At 57.9% G+C, this 18,573-nt stretch carries 12 protein-coding genes; 8 read left to right on the top strand and 4 right to left on the bottom strand.

Annotated features, from left to right (window positions below):
* Nucleotides 1-52: 52 nt before the first annotated feature.
* The 6 genes from JFX23_RS03300 (at nt 53) to JFX23_RS03275 (ending at nt 8,241) form a co-directional block, all read left to right on the top strand.
* Nucleotides 53-454 (top strand): hypothetical protein, encoded by a 402-nt coding sequence (locus tag JFX23_RS03300; protein WP_198775717.1) that lies wholly within the window; start codon nt 53-55, stop codon nt 452-454.
* Nucleotides 455-479: 25 nt separating this feature from the next.
* Nucleotides 480-3,161, top strand: a complete 2,682-nt coding sequence (locus tag JFX23_RS03295) for a hypothetical protein (protein WP_198775716.1) — start codon at nt 480-482, stop codon at nt 3,159-3,161.
* Between the two features lie 378 nt (nt 3,162-3,539).
* Nucleotides 3,540-4,703, top strand: a complete 1,164-nt coding sequence (locus tag JFX23_RS03290) for a S8 family peptidase (RefSeq protein ID WP_198775715.1) — start codon at nt 3,540-3,542, stop codon at nt 4,701-4,703.
* A 288-nt stretch (nt 4,704-4,991) separates the two neighbouring features.
* Nucleotides 4,992-6,167: a S8 family peptidase gene (locus JFX23_RS03285; RefSeq protein WP_198775714.1), complete on the top strand. Its 1,176-nt coding sequence runs from the start codon at nt 4,992-4,994 to the stop codon at nt 6,165-6,167.
* A 102-nt stretch (nt 6,168-6,269) separates the two neighbouring features.
* On the top strand, nt 6,270-6,770 hold the full coding sequence (locus JFX23_RS03280) for a hypothetical protein (RefSeq protein WP_198775713.1): 501 nt from the start codon (nt 6,270-6,272) through the stop codon (nt 6,768-6,770).
* 43 nt (nt 6,771-6,813) lie between these two features.
* Nucleotides 6,814-8,241 carry a hypothetical protein gene (locus JFX23_RS03275; protein WP_198775712.1) on the top strand — a complete coding sequence of 476 codons (1,428 nt, stop codon included), beginning with the start codon at nt 6,814-6,816 and terminating at the stop codon, nt 8,239-8,241.
* 117 nt (nt 8,242-8,358) lie between these two features.
* Here the strand turns inward: JFX23_RS03275 and JFX23_RS03270 are convergent, their stop codons facing one another.
* From JFX23_RS03270 to eccCa, 4 genes are all read right to left on the bottom strand, one after another.
* The gene (locus JFX23_RS03270) at nt 8,359-9,762 is read right to left on the bottom strand and encodes an FHA domain-containing protein (protein WP_198775711.1); all 1,404 of its coding nucleotides are present in this window, start codon (nt 9,760-9,762) and stop codon (nt 8,359-8,361) included.
* A 15-nt stretch (nt 9,763-9,777) separates the two neighbouring features.
* Entirely contained in the window at nt 9,778-10,635 is an 858-nt protein-coding gene (locus JFX23_RS03265) for a PP2C family protein-serine/threonine phosphatase (RefSeq protein WP_198775710.1), read from the bottom strand.
* A gap of 80 nt (nt 10,636-10,715) precedes the next feature.
* Entirely contained in the window at nt 10,716-11,279 is a 564-nt protein-coding gene (locus JFX23_RS03260; RefSeq protein WP_198775709.1) for a GA module-containing protein, read from the bottom strand.
* Nucleotides 11,280-11,377: 98 nt separating this feature from the next.
* On the bottom strand, nt 11,378-15,412 hold the full coding sequence (eccCa, locus tag JFX23_RS03255) for a type VII secretion protein EccCa (RefSeq protein ID WP_198775708.1): 4,035 nt from the start codon (nt 15,410-15,412) through the stop codon (nt 11,378-11,380).
* A 266-nt stretch (nt 15,413-15,678) separates the two neighbouring features.
* On the opposite strand from eccCa, the gene JFX23_RS03250 reads away from it, so the two are divergent.
* Entirely contained in the window at nt 15,679-17,019 is a 1,341-nt protein-coding gene (locus JFX23_RS03250) for a hypothetical protein (protein ID WP_198775707.1), read from the top strand.
* Nucleotides 17,016-18,407, top strand: coding sequence for a hypothetical protein (locus JFX23_RS03245; protein WP_198775706.1), 1,392 nt, complete (start codon nt 17,016-17,018; stop codon nt 18,405-18,407). The genes JFX23_RS03250 and JFX23_RS03245 overlap by 4 nt, the downstream gene beginning before the upstream one ends.
* Nucleotides 18,408-18,573 lie beyond the last annotated feature (166 nt).

Below are 18,573 nucleotides of genomic sequence, written 5' to 3'. Positions count from 1 at the left end.
CACCAAGGTGAGGGCGAGCGGTTCGCGGCTCGTCTCAACATCGAGGTGATGAGTGGCACTGACTATTATCGGTGGCAAGGACGCACATGGCTTAAGGGACTTAGGGGAGTTTATGGCGGACAGGATTGAGTTTGATCGCGAGGCTGTGGGGGTCAGTGCGAAGAAGGATTGGCATGACGCGGACTCTTTCGCATCGATTGGTGCTCGATTCCTTTCTTTCCCTAATGGTGCGCAGGTCGCGCACGACATGCCTTCCGGCTCGAACATGGGGACGCAGAAACTCCGAAGCACAATCGGACATTACGTCGAGAAGATGAGGTGGGTGGTCTTGGAATACTCTGATGCCTGCGCAACATTGGGCTCGGGGCAAGCCGAGGCGATCAGTGATTTCGACGCAACCGAATTCGCAACTCGTGAGGCTTTGTCTCGTATTTCAACTCGCATGGAAGACTGAGTGCCACATGCCTGGATCAGATGTTATGCCTTTGCCTGCGGACACGCGCAGCGCAGCGAACGCCCTCTCAGAGGAGCTGCGCACCGTTGCCAGCGCAATCGTCGGCACACAGGTCGCCTCGCATCAGAGCAGCAGTGTTCCCGGATGGGTGGGGGATTCTGCGGATGCTTACACGGATTCGATCCTTACCCTTGGCCAACATGCGCGCGAACTTGCTGAGAGTTTCTCACCTGCGTCTTCGGCTCTGGCCACTTGGGCGGATGCCCTTGGTACTGCGATTACCTCCACGATCCCGGCTCTGTGGGAACGCTATGACGAGGCCAGCGCAGAATACGCACACACGATTGCATCTGTGAATGCTGAAGCTGAGTCGCTCAGCAGTTCCGCGTCTCCCATGAGCAAGCTCGAGTTGCAACGGCGCGTCGAGAATGCAGCCTCGGAACGCGATTGCGTTCAAGCCGATGTTCTACGGGAGTACCGCACGACACTCGAAAAGCTTGATACTGAAGCTCTCTATGCCGCACTAGCTCTTATCGCGGCACAGAATACGGTGATTGACGACTCCCATTGCACGTCACGTGCGCAGATCGGTGCCCAGCTTTTCAACGACATTCCTCTGGTTGATGGCCAGGCCGAATGGGAGTATGCGCAAACGATCGTCCCTGAGATGGCTCGGTATCTCAACACTGAGTTCCCGAAGGGGAAGCAGCTCGAGGATTTTGCTCAGCGCTATGCTGATCTTTTGTCAAACCCTTTCATCGCTCGTGCTCTCTCGGAAAGGGTCTCTGCCGAACAGTTCCTCGCATTCAGTGCCTATGTCGCTTCCTATCCTCTTGTTGAAGAGAGCACTCGCCATTCTCTGCTATTGGCACTTGGAGCAGCGAGCGTACTGGCCATGGGTGGCATCAACACGAGTGACCCGCAGACCGCCACGTCTTTCGCATCCGCCCTAGGTGGACTCACCACTGAGAAAGGCCTCGCACTGCACGAGCACACACGCCACTACGTCGAAAGCTTGAAACAAGCCGGACGGACCCCTTTTCACCTCCACCAAACGACTCTTGACCAGCCTTCACCAACTGCGGTCTTCGGCTATGAGATCTTGTGCCAGACCATGGGGATGGCGGGGGCGGCGAACACTAATCTCGCTCTTGGTCCTGCTTTTTTCGAAGAGCCCACTAATGGACGCTCCCTCGCTCAAGACATTGTCGCCTGGGACGCAGAAAACCCCAGGTGGAAGTCGTTTCAAGGGTATGAAGATGAGCTTCATTTGTTCCAAGATCCTGCGTCCACGACGATGCTTGATCCCATGCACGCCATGTACACGCTGATGGACCGACCCACGAATCTTGATCTTGAGAAGGCGGCTCATCCACTGCTTGACGCTGAGCGCCAGCGCCTCGACGCAGTACAAACTTTCCTTGCCTCTGACACACCTGAAGGCATGGATGTCAACCATGACGGAATAGTCGATGAATCTGATCATCCGCGCAACATGACCCGTTACCTCACCGGTGGCCGCACTGCGTCAGGCTCAAACAGCTACTACGGTTTCCAGGACGGAGGCGAACAATTCGGACGGGTTCTCGATCAGGCATCGAAACCCGAACCTTTCCCGAGAGAAACGGTCTGTGACGGTGAAGAGAATAGACGCGAATGGCAAGATCGGGATGCCCGCGCAGCACGCATCGCAGCGAACTTCATGTTCGGCTATCAAGATGCCCTTGATATCAACCATGATCACACTTTGTTCTCCGCTACTGACCAAGTTAACGGTCAGGATATCTTCGGTTATACGAACGCTCCGCTGCGATCCTGGGCAGGCTCAATTCTGGCTCCCCACGTTGCTGGGATCGCCCAGTCTTTCGAAACTGTCTACGCGACCGATGGGATCGCCCTCAGCACTGATGGGCACAACCACATCACTTTCAACTCTGCGATGCGGGACCGTCTTCTCGGAAAACACGGTTTCTTCACTGATCTGGGCTTCGATGCCCCTGAGCTAGACGACAACGGCACGCCGGACGATAAAAGAGATGACTTCTACAAGGGCGGTCGTGCTCCAGCGATAGATACTCTCCGCCTCGCAGCGGCGAGCGGGTTTCATACGAGCCTCAATGGAACCATCTCGGGGGATAGCAGACTATCAATCGATGAGGTCATCGACACCTGGTCTCCGCTCATGGAAGCCTTGTTCACCGCTCCTAGCGATGCCACATCTCAAGCACTTGATGCCCTGAATGCTCGCAACGAACATTGGAAGGATCTCATTGGTGATGGTATCGGCGCCATGCCCGCCAAGGGTTGGATCAAATATGCAGTTGACAATTCAGTGACGAACAAACTCGTTGACAACATTCTTCCAACTAACCAGAACAACAATACGGAGAGAATAAAGAGTGAGGATTTGGTCGCGGAATACATGAAAGACTCGCTTTGCCAGCAGATCTCCACAAGCGACACCTTCAAAAGCTTCTTATCTTCTCAAAGGGAAAGTGATAGTGCGCAAATAGCTGCCCTCACCGAAGCTAACGGCGAAGTTTTACCTTACGATCAGATGAGCCCCGAAAAACGTACTGCTTTTAGAAAATATGTGACGGAAAGCGGTAGTGCGCTCGGTTTCGGAGAAGCTTACAACCATATTACAACCTCCGTCAACAATGCGCGATTACAGCACAGCAATTCTCGAATCATCCGGGGAGACTGAGAACAATGATCCATTCATAGCATTTCAACTGAGGTACTCTTATCTTTATTATCACCTTCATCCTTGTAGCTGTCTTTTCTACTCATTTGCTGCGAAGAGCTTGACTGGGTGCCTCAGCGAAGAGGGATTCATTGAACGTCGGACACCGTCAGAATTGAGCGTGAGGAGGCTTTGAAGGATAAGTGAGAATATGTGGAGGCTTCTGGCCCGCCGCATGGTAGTAATTCTTCTTTCGGTGCCCCCTCTGGGTGGATGTGCATGGTTTCAGTAAGCGTGTCGTCTCTTCGATAGCATGGGGCCTTGGATGAGGCGTGTCGCCCAGGAGGGGGAAGAGCACATATGAGTCGGCGTTCGTTTTCACGGGGTCTTGTCCCCCTGATGGCACTTGTTGCTCTTGTGAGCGTCTCCTTCGCGCCTCCTGCCAGGGCTGAAGACACGATCACGACCCAGCCCTATGTTGACCTTCTTAACCTTGGAGCGCTCAAAGAACTCGGCATCTCAGGCAAAGGCATCACCATCGCCCTCATCGACGGACCGGTCGATACATCCGCGCCGGAACTGCAAGGCGCCGACATCACCACCGTCACCCCCTGCCCCCTTATTCCAGCCCCAGACTCAACATCCCACGCGACGGCAATGGCCTCCCTCCTCGTCTCACCCGACTACGGAATCGCCCCCGGAGCCACAATCATCAACTACGCCGTTCCTTTTACAGGCGAAGATACTGTGCTAGACCCCACTTGCCGTTTTTCTTTTGATCTGGCAATGATACGCGCTCTCGATGATGGGGCAGATATTATCTCCTACTCCGTCACGGCTTCATCAAGGGTAGGGATGGACCCTGCGTTGACGCGCGCTGATTTGGATGGAGCCATCATTGTCGGGGGTATGGGCAATGACAATCGAGAGGACGATCCCACCTCTTTTGCTTCGGCGAATCTGACTGTCGGTGTTGCCGCAACAGACATTCACGGCAACCGAGCCGACTATTCCAACTACGGAAAAGGAACCACCGTTGCCCTCTATGGGGGCCCGGTCAGTACCCGCAACTACGCGACGGGAAAGATCAACCACGAAGGTACCGGAACCTCTATATCGACGGCACTCATGTCTGGTTACCTGGCTTTGGCGATGGAGAAGTGGCCTGAAGCGACGAACAGGCAAATCCTCCAGTCCCTCGTCCGCACCGCTGTCCGCGGTGACGGAGTCGAATGGGACCCCGGGTACGGCTACGGACTGGCCAACCTCCGCGGCCTACTCACCGAAGACCCCACAAACCTGCCCGACGAAAACCCCCTCCTACACAAGAACGATGAGTGGGTGCCCAGCGAAGACTTCTACAACGACTACATCGACGGCCTCATCGACCCCATCGACCACTGGATCCAAGATCCCCACTACATCTACCGAGGCTCAGAGTCGGGAGTCGTCCGCACAACATCCCATAAGACCGCTTATGGTACATCCCCCCGCTACCACCGAGCCCCCAACACACCACCCACACCACCCCCAAACAGACACCACCACACACCACAAAAATAGACACACGACACAAGCACACAACAGGGGAAACAGGGGGCTGGCGCGAACGTACCCCTTTGTGCAGAAGGGGTATCGGTATTGACCACAATGGGCGTTCTCAGACACCAAGCGACCACCGGTACGACAGGCGAGAGAATCGCAGCGGTCGCATGGTCCTGCGTAAACATGGTCTGAGTGTCGAGAGTGTCTGGTGTTCGATAGCATGGGGCCTTGGATGAGGCGTGTCGCCCAGGAGGGGGAAGAGCACATATGAGTCGGCGTTCGTTTTCACGGGGTCTTGTCCCCCTGATGGCACTTGTTGCTCTTGTGAGCGTCTCCTTCGCGCCTCCTGCCAGGGCTGAAGACACGATCACGACCCAGCCCTATGTTGATCTTTTAAACCTCGGAGCACTCAAAGAACTCGGCATCTCAGGCAAAGGCATCACCATCGCCCTCATCGACGGGCCGGTCGACACTTCCGCACCGGAACTGCAAGGCGCCGACATCACCACCGTCACCCCCTGCCCCTACACACCCACCCCAGACTCCATCTTCCATGGGACGGCAATGGCCTCCCTCCTCGTCTCACCCGACTACGGAATCGCCCCCGGAGCCACAATCATCAACTACGCCACCCCCATCGGCAGGGAAGATTCAACTGTAGAAACTGTAGAGGGGAGGAGATGTTCCACCAGTCTCAACAATATTCTGACGCTTGCTCTCAATGACGGCGCCGACATTATCTCCTACTCAGTCATAGCCTCAATGCGCTCCAATATGGACAACGAATTGACCCGGGCTGATTTGGATGGAGCCATCATTGTCGGGGGTATGGGCAATGACAATCAAGAAGACCATGAAGGTTCTTTTGCTTCGTCGAATCTGACTGTCGGTGTTGCCGCAACAGACATTCACGGCAACCGAGCCGACTACTCCAACTACGGAAAAGGAACCACCGTTGCCCTCTATGGAGGCCCAGTCAGTACCCGCGATTACCCAAGCGGAAGAATCTACCACGAGACTAAAGGAACATCAGTCGCAACCGCTTTGACATCTGGCTACCTGGCTTTGGCGATGGAGAAGTGGCCTGAAGCGACGAACAGGCAAATCCTCCAATCCCTCGTCCGCACAGCAGCCCGCGATGACGGAGTCGAATGGGACCCCGGGTACGGCTACGGACTGGCCAACCTCCGCGGCCTACTCACCGAAGACCCCACAAGCCTGCCCGATGAAAACCCCCTCCTACACAAGAACACCGAGTGGGTGCCCAGCGAGGAGTACTACAACGACTACATCGACGGCCTCATCGAACCCGGAGACCGCGGAATCAAAGATCCCCACTACATCTACCGAGGCTCAAACTCAAACCTCGTCAGCGTCACATCCCACAAGACCGCCTACGGCACATCCCCCCGCTACCACCGAGCCCCCAACACACCACCCACACCACCACCAAACAGACACCACCACACACCACAAAAATAGACACACGACACAAACGCAAACACTCTGCCACGAAGCGCAACTTCTCTTCCCCAACTAGTCCCCGAATCATGGAGATGCACACCAGCGTCCTCAAGGAACACTATGGGCACCGAAAGCACATTCAATACTGAAAGCATTATCGCTGCAGCCAATACACTTGATGCAGAAGGCTCCCCAGCGGTCTCCACGGCCACGGATGTCTCCACCAATATCCTACTCAAGCAAGGCCCCGAAAAGTGGGGGACAGAAGCCGGGCCGAGCGAGTTCTCCTCGAGCTATTCCCTCTTCCTTTCGAATCTCGAAAGGGAAATGGCGACCATGCGCGACCAACTTGACTCTTTCATCGCATCAGTTAGAGCAAGCGCAGTGGCGGTCGAAAACAATGAGAGCTCCGTCGCCGAGGCAGTCGAGCATCTCGCTAGGAATCTCGAGGAGCAGCCCGATGAACCGACGCGGCCCTATGGTCATAGTGTGGGTCCTGAGAGCGCTGCCCCCCAAGTAGCAAGCACTGGTTCACCCCAGTCCGCATCAACGCCGTCTCCTTCCACACCACGTCCTTCCGATTACTCGAGCACAGGAATGGACGATTCCATCCGGAAATAGTCCAGGTTTTTCTTTTCTTCCCTTGCAGCATGGAGGCTGATTTATGAGTGACGCATACACTCGACTCCTCGCCCTTGACGAACTCAAGACCGATGACTCGGCGGAGATCGACTCGATTGACACCATTCGGCGTTCGATCTGCGAATGTGAAAACGCTTTGGCCACATTCAGCTCTACCGCGCAGCTGTCGGGAGAAACCGCAGATGCCATCGCTGAATGGCTCGGCGAGTATTCCTCCAAACTCCAGGGGTTAAAAGAAAGACTCGAAGAGAGCATCGCCCTGCACGATATGGCGCGCAGTGCCATGGCGAGGGCCCGCGAACGTCGAATCAACGAAGCCGAAGGGATCCTCATGTCCGCCTCGGAATACAATGAATGGGCCCGCCAGCCCTATGTCACGATCAATGGCGAGTGCTTCACGGGCACGCTCTATGCCAGGATTCTTCAGGACAAACTCAGCGTCGAGCGAGACAAGATTGCCGAACACATCCTCGAGGAGATGAACTCTGCAGTCACAGAACAAGCCATTGAGATACGCAAGTTGACAGATGTTGTTGCACCTAAGGACCAATCCGCCCCCACTGAAGGCGAGGACTCCACAGGAACACGCTCCGGTACCTTCGGCGCAAACACCGCCACCGCACACTCAGTAGCCTCCTCCGCATCCTTCAACACAAACTCCCTGGCAGCCGCAACAGTCGGAGGAGCCGTCCTCACGACCCGAGCAACCACACCCCTCAGCGGAGGAACCGCACCCAACTGGAAACGACCCCCCGCCGGCCAGCCCGGCTCACCCAGTAACCCCATCAACGACCCCGAACAACTCGCACACCACGACCTGCTCCACACCCCCGTCAACCAAAGGATGACCCCCGACGGCCCCACCGCAGGCTACCTACCGCGCGACCCACAAGCCCTCATCGACCTTCGACGCCAAAGCTCAACAGCCGAATGGCTAAACTCCACAGGCCCCGGCTCTGACCACCACCGACACTCCACCGCCGCCCTCGGAGGCATGCTCGGACTCGGCACAAGTGCAGGAATCGGCGCAGCAGCAGCACGCTCATCCGTCTCCGGCGTCTCCTCCCTCGCCATTACAACCCCAGGCGCCTCCGCACTCACCTCACAAGTCGGAGGAACCGGAATGCTGTCCATGCAACAAGCCGCAGCCTCAACAAACCTCAACGGAGTACACTCCCCCGCCACGAACCCGCGCACAGCAAACGCACACACAGCTTCAGCACAAACCCCATCAAGCCGCGACAGGCTCGGACGCCCCTCCATCCTTCCCAGCGACACAGGGCGAAACGAGCGCAGCGAAAAGAAACGCTCCTTTGGCCTCATCGGATACGAGGTCATGCGAATCGACGAGGAAACACCCGCACACGACTCCCCCACACACAAAGCTCAAGAACACGGCTCCGCCCACGAACTCACACCCCTGTCATCACAAGAATCAGACCGATGGTGATGGTCGATCACTAAGAGCCAGAAAACCTACTGACACCCCCAATACAAGGGCCTGCTTCAATACAAGGGTGGGCGCAGACACTCAAACACGTGCCTGCGCCCACCCAGGAAGAATCAGTCATCGAACCCTAAACTCAATCGTCGTTCCCTCACCGACATCAATCAGATCGCCATCGGACAGAGAAAACATCACCATAGGGGTCACTTCTTCAAAAGAACCATCCCCGTGCCGCAGCAGAGTCCCATTAGCCGATCCCATATCCATGAGCGACCACACCCCAGGGGCACTCACCATCACAGCGCAATGCGAGCGTGAAATCTCAGTCGCCGGACTCACCACGCGCAAGGTCCTCGCCGCAGGACGGCCAGAAATCGCCCGCGGATCAGGATCCCGGCCAATCACAACATCACGAGTGACTTCCGTGGGAGCAGTGCCACCATAAAGCAGGAAAGCCGTCGGCCCGAGCGAGGAATTACCCTCGACACGCCGCAACACTGTCGCCTCCGCGTCATTCGCCGCTCCCATCTGCGCGAGCATCTCAGGAGTCATTGTCGCCTCAAAGGCCTCAGGATTCACGACCGGCTCAGCCGGGGACGCGGGTCCAAGCAGCGGAGCAAGCTGAGATGCAGGGGAGGGCTCTTGCACCGGCTCGGGTTGAAGCACAGGCAGGGGCTCAGGCGCGGATTCAACTAGAGGCACAGGCTCGGGCACCGGTTCAACCACCGGCATGTGCTCGTGCAGCGGCTCAAGTTGAGGCACCACCATAGGCTCGGGCACCGACTCGGGTTGAGGCGCGGGCGTGGGCTCAAGCTCAGCCTCAGACCCAAGCCCAGGCTCCGCACCGGGAATCGGATCAGGAGCCCAAAGGAAACCCCCGGGCGCAGAAAGCGGCCCGGCCTCTTCAACTCCCCCATTAGTCGGCACAGCCACAGGAAGGGCGACATCCGCAGGCACAGGAAGGGCACCATCGACAGGAGAAAGAGCCTGGTCTTCACGCTCAGCAGACAACGGACTCCCCCCATCCGAAGAAGAACGCCCCACAGCACAAGCAGGTCCGAGAGCGTGAGACAAAGGAAGCCGCTCACACTCATCGAAGCCCCGACCGATCCTCACCCAGGCAGCATCCATCCGATCCTCGGCCACCATCTCCCACGACTCACCCGAAGCACAATCGGAGGAAGCACCAACACAGACCTCCAGCATCTGCCACTGCCCAGGATCCACCGCCCACGCCCAAATCGGCGCCGACCAAGCCTGCAGCTCCTGAGTGCCAGAAGAAAGGCCGCGCACCCACGCGCCACCGAGCACAGTAAGAAACGGCTGCACTCCAGAAAGGTCGAAGAAAACAATACTGCGGCCGAAATGCACCATCTGGGAAAGCCACTGGCCAATGTCAGCGTGCCCCCACACAACATCAGCAGCAGAATCAGCCAGATCCGGTTCAACACAGCACATTCCCAGCGGCCCGCAGACCACAATGGCACCTGTACCCCGGGCAGAAAAACGCCCAAGCTGAAGCATCACTTCTCCTATTTCTTAATTTACGCCGCGACGCACAGTCGTCGTTGACGCCGGGCGCACCGCCTGAATCTGACGAGAATGCACCTCACACGCATCACCGGCCCGCGACGCACGCAAGGCATGAACGACAACAGCAGTCGCATTATCACGAGTACCGGAAGTGATCGCTGCATCAACCAACTCATTCGCGATCTGTTGAGGTTCCCCACCCGAACGGACAATCTGCACGATCATCTCATCGTCAAGGACACCATGAACCCCATCAGAGCACATCAACGCATAATCTCCCTGAAAAAGAGGCGTAAGCGCATAATCCGCATCCGGCACAACAGCCATCCCCGCCCCCAAAGCGCGGGTTACGACATTCGAAGGAGGGAAAACGAGCTCCTCGCCCGTCAACTCCGCCAAGTCGCGAGCCTCTTGAACAGCGGAATGATCACGAGTCACTTGACGGATGGAATCCCCACCCACAATGTAGGTGCGCGAATCCCCAATATTAAAACTCAACCAAAACGGCCCCTGCTCCGTGTCAAGAACGAGAACACCCGTCAAGGTCGAACCGGGAGCCGCCATCGGATCCTCCGGATCAGCCAGAGCAGCAACCGCCTGAGCCGCCTGGCGAACACCCTCGCTCAGATCCACAAGATCCGCCAGCCGCCCACCAAGAGCATCCGCACTCAAACGCTCCTCAAGGACGCGGACAGCGGTCGAGGACGCCAAGGCCCCTCCCACATGACCGCCCATCCCATCGGCAACAGCGAAAAGCGGAGGCGAAGCCAGCCAAGAATCCTCATTCCGGGAACGCACCGGCCCGACATCAGTGGCAGCGCCCCAGCGGGTGAGCAGCACCGAACCGAGCCGAGACAGATCCACCCCTTGCCCTCCTCATCACACCGTCAACTCATGCGCCGCATCGCGCGAGTGCAGCACCACAGGCCACACACACGCCACACTCATTTCTTGACCAAGAGATCGCGATAGTTCTCCGCATCATCAGACTCCACACCATTCGTATTGATCGTGAAACGATAACGCTCAGGTGCCCCATGCTCGATCACATAGGAGACATCCCACTCGGAGTAGTACTCGCAGGTCTCATCCGTACACAAATGCATCGTCCGATCACCGAGACGCCAATGAGTCGCATTCGACATCAAAGCGTGGAACTTCTCATTTGTAGCGGTGACCGTCCCGTCCTCGTTCAGCATGAAATCTGAATCACTCATCTCACCAAGCAGGTCAAAAGGACGCATAGGAGTGCCGACCACGTTGGAGACGCGAGTAGCCTCCTCGACGATCTCCTTCATCTCATCTTCATTCTGCGCAGCTTCGATCCTCATCTTGTAATCGGATTTGAGGCCATCACCGATGTAGGTCAGAGCATCAATCTCCTTGGAATGCTTCGAAGCGTAGTACGTCGAACAGCCCGTCAGCCCCGTCGACAAAAAGACCACGCTAACAGCAGCAGATGCGCACAAGCGCAAAAAACGCGAAGAGAACACACTGAACTCCCTCATGAATACGACATCCCAAGGCTAAGCGAGCGAGTGGACAGCAGACAAGACGATCCCACACCCCACGGTTCAAAGCGCCGGCTCACGTAGTGAACCCCGAATCAGGTACTCGGCTCCGTCCACACAAGCTGCGCCCGTAAAAGCCCCGCATCACGCGAAACAACCTGAGCGCGTCCCGGAATGGACTTCACCGGCTTGACGCGACCAAGGACCGTCCCCTCATCGGGACTTCCCGACAAGAGTATTCCCGTCGCACCCAGCTCACCCATCGACTGCAACACCGGTTCAAAAGCCGCACGTGAAGCTCCGCCCATGCGGCGAGCCACAATCACATGCAAACCAATATCCTGCGCTTGGGCCATTAAAGGCTGCAAAGCTGCAAGCGGATTGCCCGAAGCGGTCGCCACCAGATCATAATCATCAACGAGAACCCAAGCCTCCGCTCCAGTCCACCACGAACGATTACGCAACTGATCGGTCGTCACCTGATCACCGGGCAGACGAGTGCCAAGGTATCTCGCCAAATCACGCAACTGCTGATCGGCCTCGTTCTTCGTCGTCATATAGCCGGCCAAGAAATCCTCGGGGAGCTCCCCGAGGAGAGTCCGACGCAAATCGATGAGGAAAAGCTGCGCCTCCTTCGGCGAATTCGTCCGCATCACCTCTTGAGCGATGCTCCGCAAGAAATTCGTCTTCCCCGACTTTGAATCACCGAAAAGATACAAGTGCGACTGCGAACGCGGGTTGAAAACGAGAGGACCCAAACGGCGCTCCTCCACCCCCAAAACCAAGGGCTGCGCTGTCGAAGGACCCGGGTCCTTAACAGGAAGCGCCAAAAGCTCACCCACCGTCACCTTCGAAGGAAGCAAACGTAATTTCGGCCCAGGACCCATCGGCGCAGCCGAACGAATCCTCTCAATAGCCGCGCTTACACCATCAGACAAATCCACCGAGTCATGAACCCCATCAGCACGAGGTAAAGCGACAAGGACATGATGCGCATCCACATCAAGCCCGCGCCCAGGGCGCTCCTCAGGGATCGAAGTCTGAATCTTCCGGTCGATCTGCGAATCCGAGGCATCCCCCAAACGCAATTCCAATCTCGAACCGATAAGATCACGGACCTGCTGGCGCAAATCCATCCACCGAGCCGCCGAAGCCACCAGGTGAACACCGAAAGTCAAAGCACGAGCAAGCATCTCCTGAACACGCAGATCCATGCCCTCGAAATCAGACTTCAAAGTCCCCCAACCATCGACGACGAAGAACACATCTCCATAACCATCATCGAAACGCCCCTGCGCCCGCCCCCGCCGATACGCCTCAATCGAATCGATCCGGTTCTCCCGGAAATACTTCTCACGATCCGCAATAATGCCCTCCAACTCCGAGAGCATGCGATTAATCGTCTCCTCGCGGTCGCGCGTGACAACAGCGGCCACATGCGCAGCCCCCTCGAAAGGAGTGAATGTTCCACCACCGAAATCCAAGATGTAGAACTGCACCTCCTGCGGAGTGTGCGTCAGCGACAAAGCCATCACGATGGAACGCAAAGCAGTCGATTTGCCGCTCAACGGTCCCCCCACCACCGCCATATGACCATTCGCCCCGGAGAAGTCGAACTTGAGGAGCTCACGGCGCTGTTCAAGAGGCAAGTCGACAACACCCAACGGCACCCGCAAACGCCCCTTCGCGCGCCACTCCTTCGACACGTAGCCCAAACGAGGATCGACGCCAAGATCCGGCATCAAAGAATCCATCGTGTCGGGCACATCGAGGGGCGGGAGCCACACCTGATGAGCCTCGATGCCTGTGCCCGCCATACGCGCAACCGCGATATCCAGCTCAGTCATATCCTCCCACTGCTCATCACCGGGCAGAACCACAGCATCGCCTCGAGGATCGTCCGCAGGATTCTCTTCACGTTGAAGCACAGGAGCCACCGTGAAAGGAAGGACCTTGATCGCCTGAGCTTGACGGCCCACAGCCCCACCACGAGAAGAAGACAGCTTACGAGCAGGCGGAGGAGTCGCGACATACGAGGCGCGGAAGCGGATCATCTGATCCGTACCCGGCTTCAAATAGCCGACCCCCGGGAAGGCGGGCAGCTCATAGGCGTCCGTAACCCCCAAAACCTCACGCGACTCCGAAGCGGAGAAAGTCCTCAGGCCGATTCGATACGACAAATGCGAATCCAAGCCCCGCAAACGCCCAGACTCCAGACGCTGCGAAGCGAGAAGCAAATGGATCGAAATCGAACGCCCCAGTCGGCCGATCGCGACGAAAAGATCAATGAACTCCGGCTTCGCGGTCAACAACTCAGAGAACTCGTCCAGAATGATGAAAAGGGCAGGCAGAGGCTCCCCCTGATGCTTGCCGGCAAGGCGATCGGCCTCGTAATCCGAGACATTCGCATAGTTACCCGCCTGACGTAAAACCTCTTGACGCCGCACCATTTCGCCGCGCAACGCATCCTGCATCCGGTCAACAAGAGACAACTCCGACTCAAGATTGGAGATCATCGCGGAAACATGAGGAAGCTCAGACATTCCCGCGAAAGTCGCACCCCCCTTGAAATCAACGAGGACGAAGTTGAGCTGTTCAGGCGAATGAGTAAGCGCCATCGCCAAAACGATCGTGCGTAAAACCTCCGACTTGCCCGAACCCGTGGCACCGATCAGGAGCCCATGGGGACCCATGCCCTGCTGAGCAGCCTCCTTAATATCAATGAAGACCGGAATACCCTCCGGTGTCACCCCAAAGGGGACGCGCAAACGCTCACGGCCCTCACGGCGAAGCCACTGACGCTGCGGATCGAAATCACGGATGTCGCCAATATCGAGCAACTCCATCAGATCCTGTTGGCGTTTGGGATCAGAACGACCCACCGGCGACTGGGCCTCGGGACGTTCCTCCTCCGAATAGCGGGTCATACGACGGGCAATAGCCTCGGCCTGAAGAATCCCCATAGAGTCAGCAACACCCACAACCGGATTACGATCCATGAGGATGACCTCCATGGCCCCTGACTCATCCCCAACACCGACCGGATGGATAATCAAACGAAGTGTTGAACGAGATGTCATCGGCCCCCAGGTGTCACTCAAGGTGGCAAGAGTGACCCCGATGGCACCTTCAATGGAGCCGAGCCGAGAATTAGCCGCAGGAGTCTTCCCATCGCAAATCAAGAGCAGATGAGGCCACGGCGAAGCCTCGTCTCGGGAGCGGAATGCGGGACGAGTCGAGATCTCCTCACCGACAAGATCCTCCAACTCCGCGAAATCCGTTGTCACCATGCGCGCAGGGCCAAGAGCATCACAGAGAGCTAAGGACCTCGCATGAGGCAACCACTTGACCCACTCCCATTCACTGAGCCTGTCAGGAGTCGTTAACACGGCGATCCTCAGAGCATTCGGCGGAATGAAAGTCGTCAAATGAGCGATCATCGCGCGAAGCTGAGCGCTCGTCTGCTCACGCGCCCCGCAAATCTCAACATGACTGAACTCGCCGAGCATGACACCGAAAGGCATATCGTCGACCGTGGAATGCGCAGCGAGGAAACGAGACATCGCCGAATGACACACCACATCAGGGTCAGCCAAAGGGGGAAGCTCCGGCTCAACCAACTCCATTGAAAGATCTTGAGTCGAAGACCCCAAACGAACACTCAGGAGTTGCTCAGAACCGACCTCCCGTTCCCACAGGCGAGTCCCCTCAGCAGCGATCAGGACCAAAGCATTCGGATCCGGCAAATGCCAATTAATGTAGCTGCGCTGACGCGAGGCGACAGCTCGGACCGTTTGACGCATCTCAGACAAATACGCCAAATACTCGCGACGAAGCCCATTGACTTTCGCGCGGTGCCCCGACACCTGCCGATAAATATTGAAAGCAACCATCGACAGCATGGCGATCACCATCGCACCGGCCATGAGCATCATCCGAGTGTTCTGCCCCTGGGACAGCGCCATGAACACCATGACGCCCATCGAGCCCATCATCGGAATGACAGTGGCGAGGATCGACCCCATGCCCGTCGGCTCAGCTCGATCCGGAGGAGCCTGCACAGGGATCTGACCGGACGGCAATTCAGGTGCGCCCGTCTGCTCAACGTCCTCTGCACTGATTTGATCCATGAAGCCCCCTCTTGATGGATCTGCGCACCACCATATGCCCGCCTCATACTATCGTCGGAGTGCAGGTGTCACCGCTCGCATCCAGGAGCAGGTGTCACCAGCGCCGGGATTCAGGTGTCACCACCCGCATCCAGGGGGTTGAGGGAACGCCCTCGGAATCCACCACCCCTCACGAGAGAATAAAGGACCGACCCCAAGGAACATTGGGACCGACCTTCGAAGACCTTTAAGACCAACCCCCCCCGACGAACATAAGGAAGGCGCAGATGGTGCAGTCGCTTGCCCGCACAACGGTTATCGACCAAACCGGTGCCCACGACTACACTGTCCCAGCAGGGACCACCATCGCCGGACTCATGGCGACAATCACAGTCGATCTGAGCGACCCCTCCCTCAATGTGACAACCGCAGACGGAAGAAAACTGGACGGCGGAGCCATCATTGGCCACGACCTGCCCTCCGGGAGCGTCATCGCCCTCTCACGGCAAACAGAATCACGCAAAATCGCCGCACAAGTAGCCCGACTCAACGAACTCCCCTGGTTCCCCTCAGCACTGGCATCCACCCTCCTCCTCTCCTTCCTCATCATCGCTGAAGGCTCCGTCCTCGTAGCTCCACTCATCGGCTTGTGGGAACCACCCACAGCCCTACGCTGGCTCACTGCGATCCTCAGCGCCCTCATCTGCGCCGCAGCCATCAGCCGCGAGCGCGTGCGCACTCACGCCTGGTTCGTCCTCGCACTATCGCTATTCTTCGGCCTCACAGCCACAGCAGCGATCCCAGCCAAAACCGAATTCGCGGCAAGTGCAACACAGCTCGCCATCGCCTGGTGGGCACTACTCGCCAGCCTGAGCGCCTGGGTGATCTACGACTTCGTCCTCGCAGCCCAGACCTGCGGAATCTGGGCCGGAATCGTCACCATCTCAACACTCACCAACTACTACGAAATCAGCTTCACCACACTCACACCCCTTATCGTCGCCATCGGAGCACTCCTGACAACACTCACCCCCTCCTTAGCGATCCGGATCCCAGAAACACAACTCCTCGACATGCCGCTGGTCACGACAATGGTCGGACGCCTTAGAGGACCCGAACCCTCCGCGCCCTCGAAAATCACCATGCCGCGCGTTCAACGAACCATCAACGAAGGCACAGCCCGAACGCAGACCCTCCTCATCACGTGCACAGTGCTCATCCTGATCTCCGCCCCCTCCCTGGCCACGCTGATGAACCACCAGACCTGGGAGGGGCGCGCCGCCATCGGAGTCATCGCGGCATCCTCACTCCTCTTGCTCATCACAGGCCGTAATCGGCGTGAACACAGCGCACGAATCATTCCCCAGATCGGGGCGCTCGGATTGATCATTTCCGCACTCACCACCTCTTTCGTGACACACGCAATCGGAACGCATATCAGCGCCCTCATCCTTCTGCTTCTGGGCTGCGCGTACATTGCCATCGCCCTCATCGCCACCGTGCGAGAACCCTCAGCCCTCATCGGCTGGATCCTCGATGTCTGCGAATCCCTAAGCCTCATCCTTCTCCTGCCCGCAGCCGTGTACGCAGCGGGAGTCTTCACTCTCATTCGACAGGTGGCCTCATGACCGCGTTCACTCCGCACTCGTCTTCCTCGCCGCGCTCGGCTCGGCCACCCCACTCCACTCCCTCGGCTGGTGCGCGCTCAGCAGCAGACGTCCCCTCGGTGTCGGCGATAGCGGCTCAAACACAACGCCCCTCACACGACCCCACAGACTTCGCTCCAGCACGACCAGGAGCCAGGCTCACTGCCTTCATCATCGACTTCTTCCTCGTCCTCGTCATCTGCTCTGCACTGTGGATATGGCGTCCATCCCTCATCCTCGTCGTCATCATGTCCCTTCAACTGAGCATCGTGGGCGCACTCATCCTTTCCATCACAGGACGCTCTCCCGGACTATTCATCACGAAAACCGCGCTACTCGCCCAAGACTCAACCAGAGCACCCGGCCTGGGCAAAGGCTTAGCCTATGGGCTGCTCTACTACCTCATGGCCTTAACCCTTATCGGGCTCGTGTTGTCGGCCCTCCTATGCCGTGAAGGGCGCGGATGGATGGAGCGAATCACCGGCACCCGATCAATCGACCTCACCACGCCCCTCGAACGTTCAACCGCCCCTCATCAAGCGGGCCGCACCTCGTCTCACGCCCCCGAGCAGCACAGGCCACTCCCGCAACACCCCTCCTTCAGCGCAGCCCCCAGCGGTTTTGCCGCCGTCGCCGCATCAAGAGGGTTTCAGATGTCAAAGCCTGTACCTGCTGCCCCACAAGGCCGCGCAGGTGTCGTCTCCCGGCAAGAAGACACGGCGCGAGGACAATCTGGGGGTTCCCACGGCTGGGGTCCTGCTGCCCCGGGCTGGGGTGCTGCTACCCAAAGCCAAAGTGGCTCAGCGCGGGAGCTGCCTGGCACTGCCCCAAGCCGGGCTGCTGCCACCCTCGGCCCGCTGAGCGCGGCCCACCACCCGGCACCCCCGACGTACCCGATCAGTGCAAACCCCAGCCAAGCCTCAACTTCTTCCAGTCCAGCATCCTCGACAACTCACGCGCCAATCCCGACGCAACATCCAGCCCCTCCACACACGAGCCCATCCACACCTAGTCAGCCTGTTCCAACACAAAAACCCCAAATCTGGGCAGTCCTAGATTCGGGGGGCCAAGAACTCATCGACTCCGTCCTCGTCCTCGGACGAGCGCCAAGCTCCGACGACCCCAAGGCGCGCCTCGTGACAGTCAGCGACTCCACCCGCTCCCTCTCCCGAACGCATCTTCGACTCGGCCCAAACCACAGCGGAGTCTGGGTTGAAGATGCCTTCTCCGCCAACGGCACGAAAGCTCGCACCCCCGATGGCAGCGTCACCGAGCTTCCACGCGGCCAGAAACGCTCCGTTCCCATCGGGACGATCCTCATCATGGGAGAACGTACCCTGACCATCACCGCTCACTCTGAGAAAGACTGAGCCAAGGAGCGAGGCTGGCCAAGGAACACCCGAAACTCACCAAGGAACAGCCACGCCTGGCCAAGGAGCAGCACTGAGCCAAGACGAGCTCGGTTCTCCTGCGATCGTCGCGCCACGCACACACCGGCGAAAAACACCTATTCCACCTTTCCCCGGCACAACCACC

It is taken from the genome of Schaalia cardiffensis, assembly GCF_016405145.1.
Lineage (GTDB): Bacteria > Actinomycetota > Actinomycetes > Actinomycetales > Actinomycetaceae > Pauljensenia > Pauljensenia cardiffensis.
This window is presented reverse-complemented; position numbering and strand designations above follow the sequence as displayed.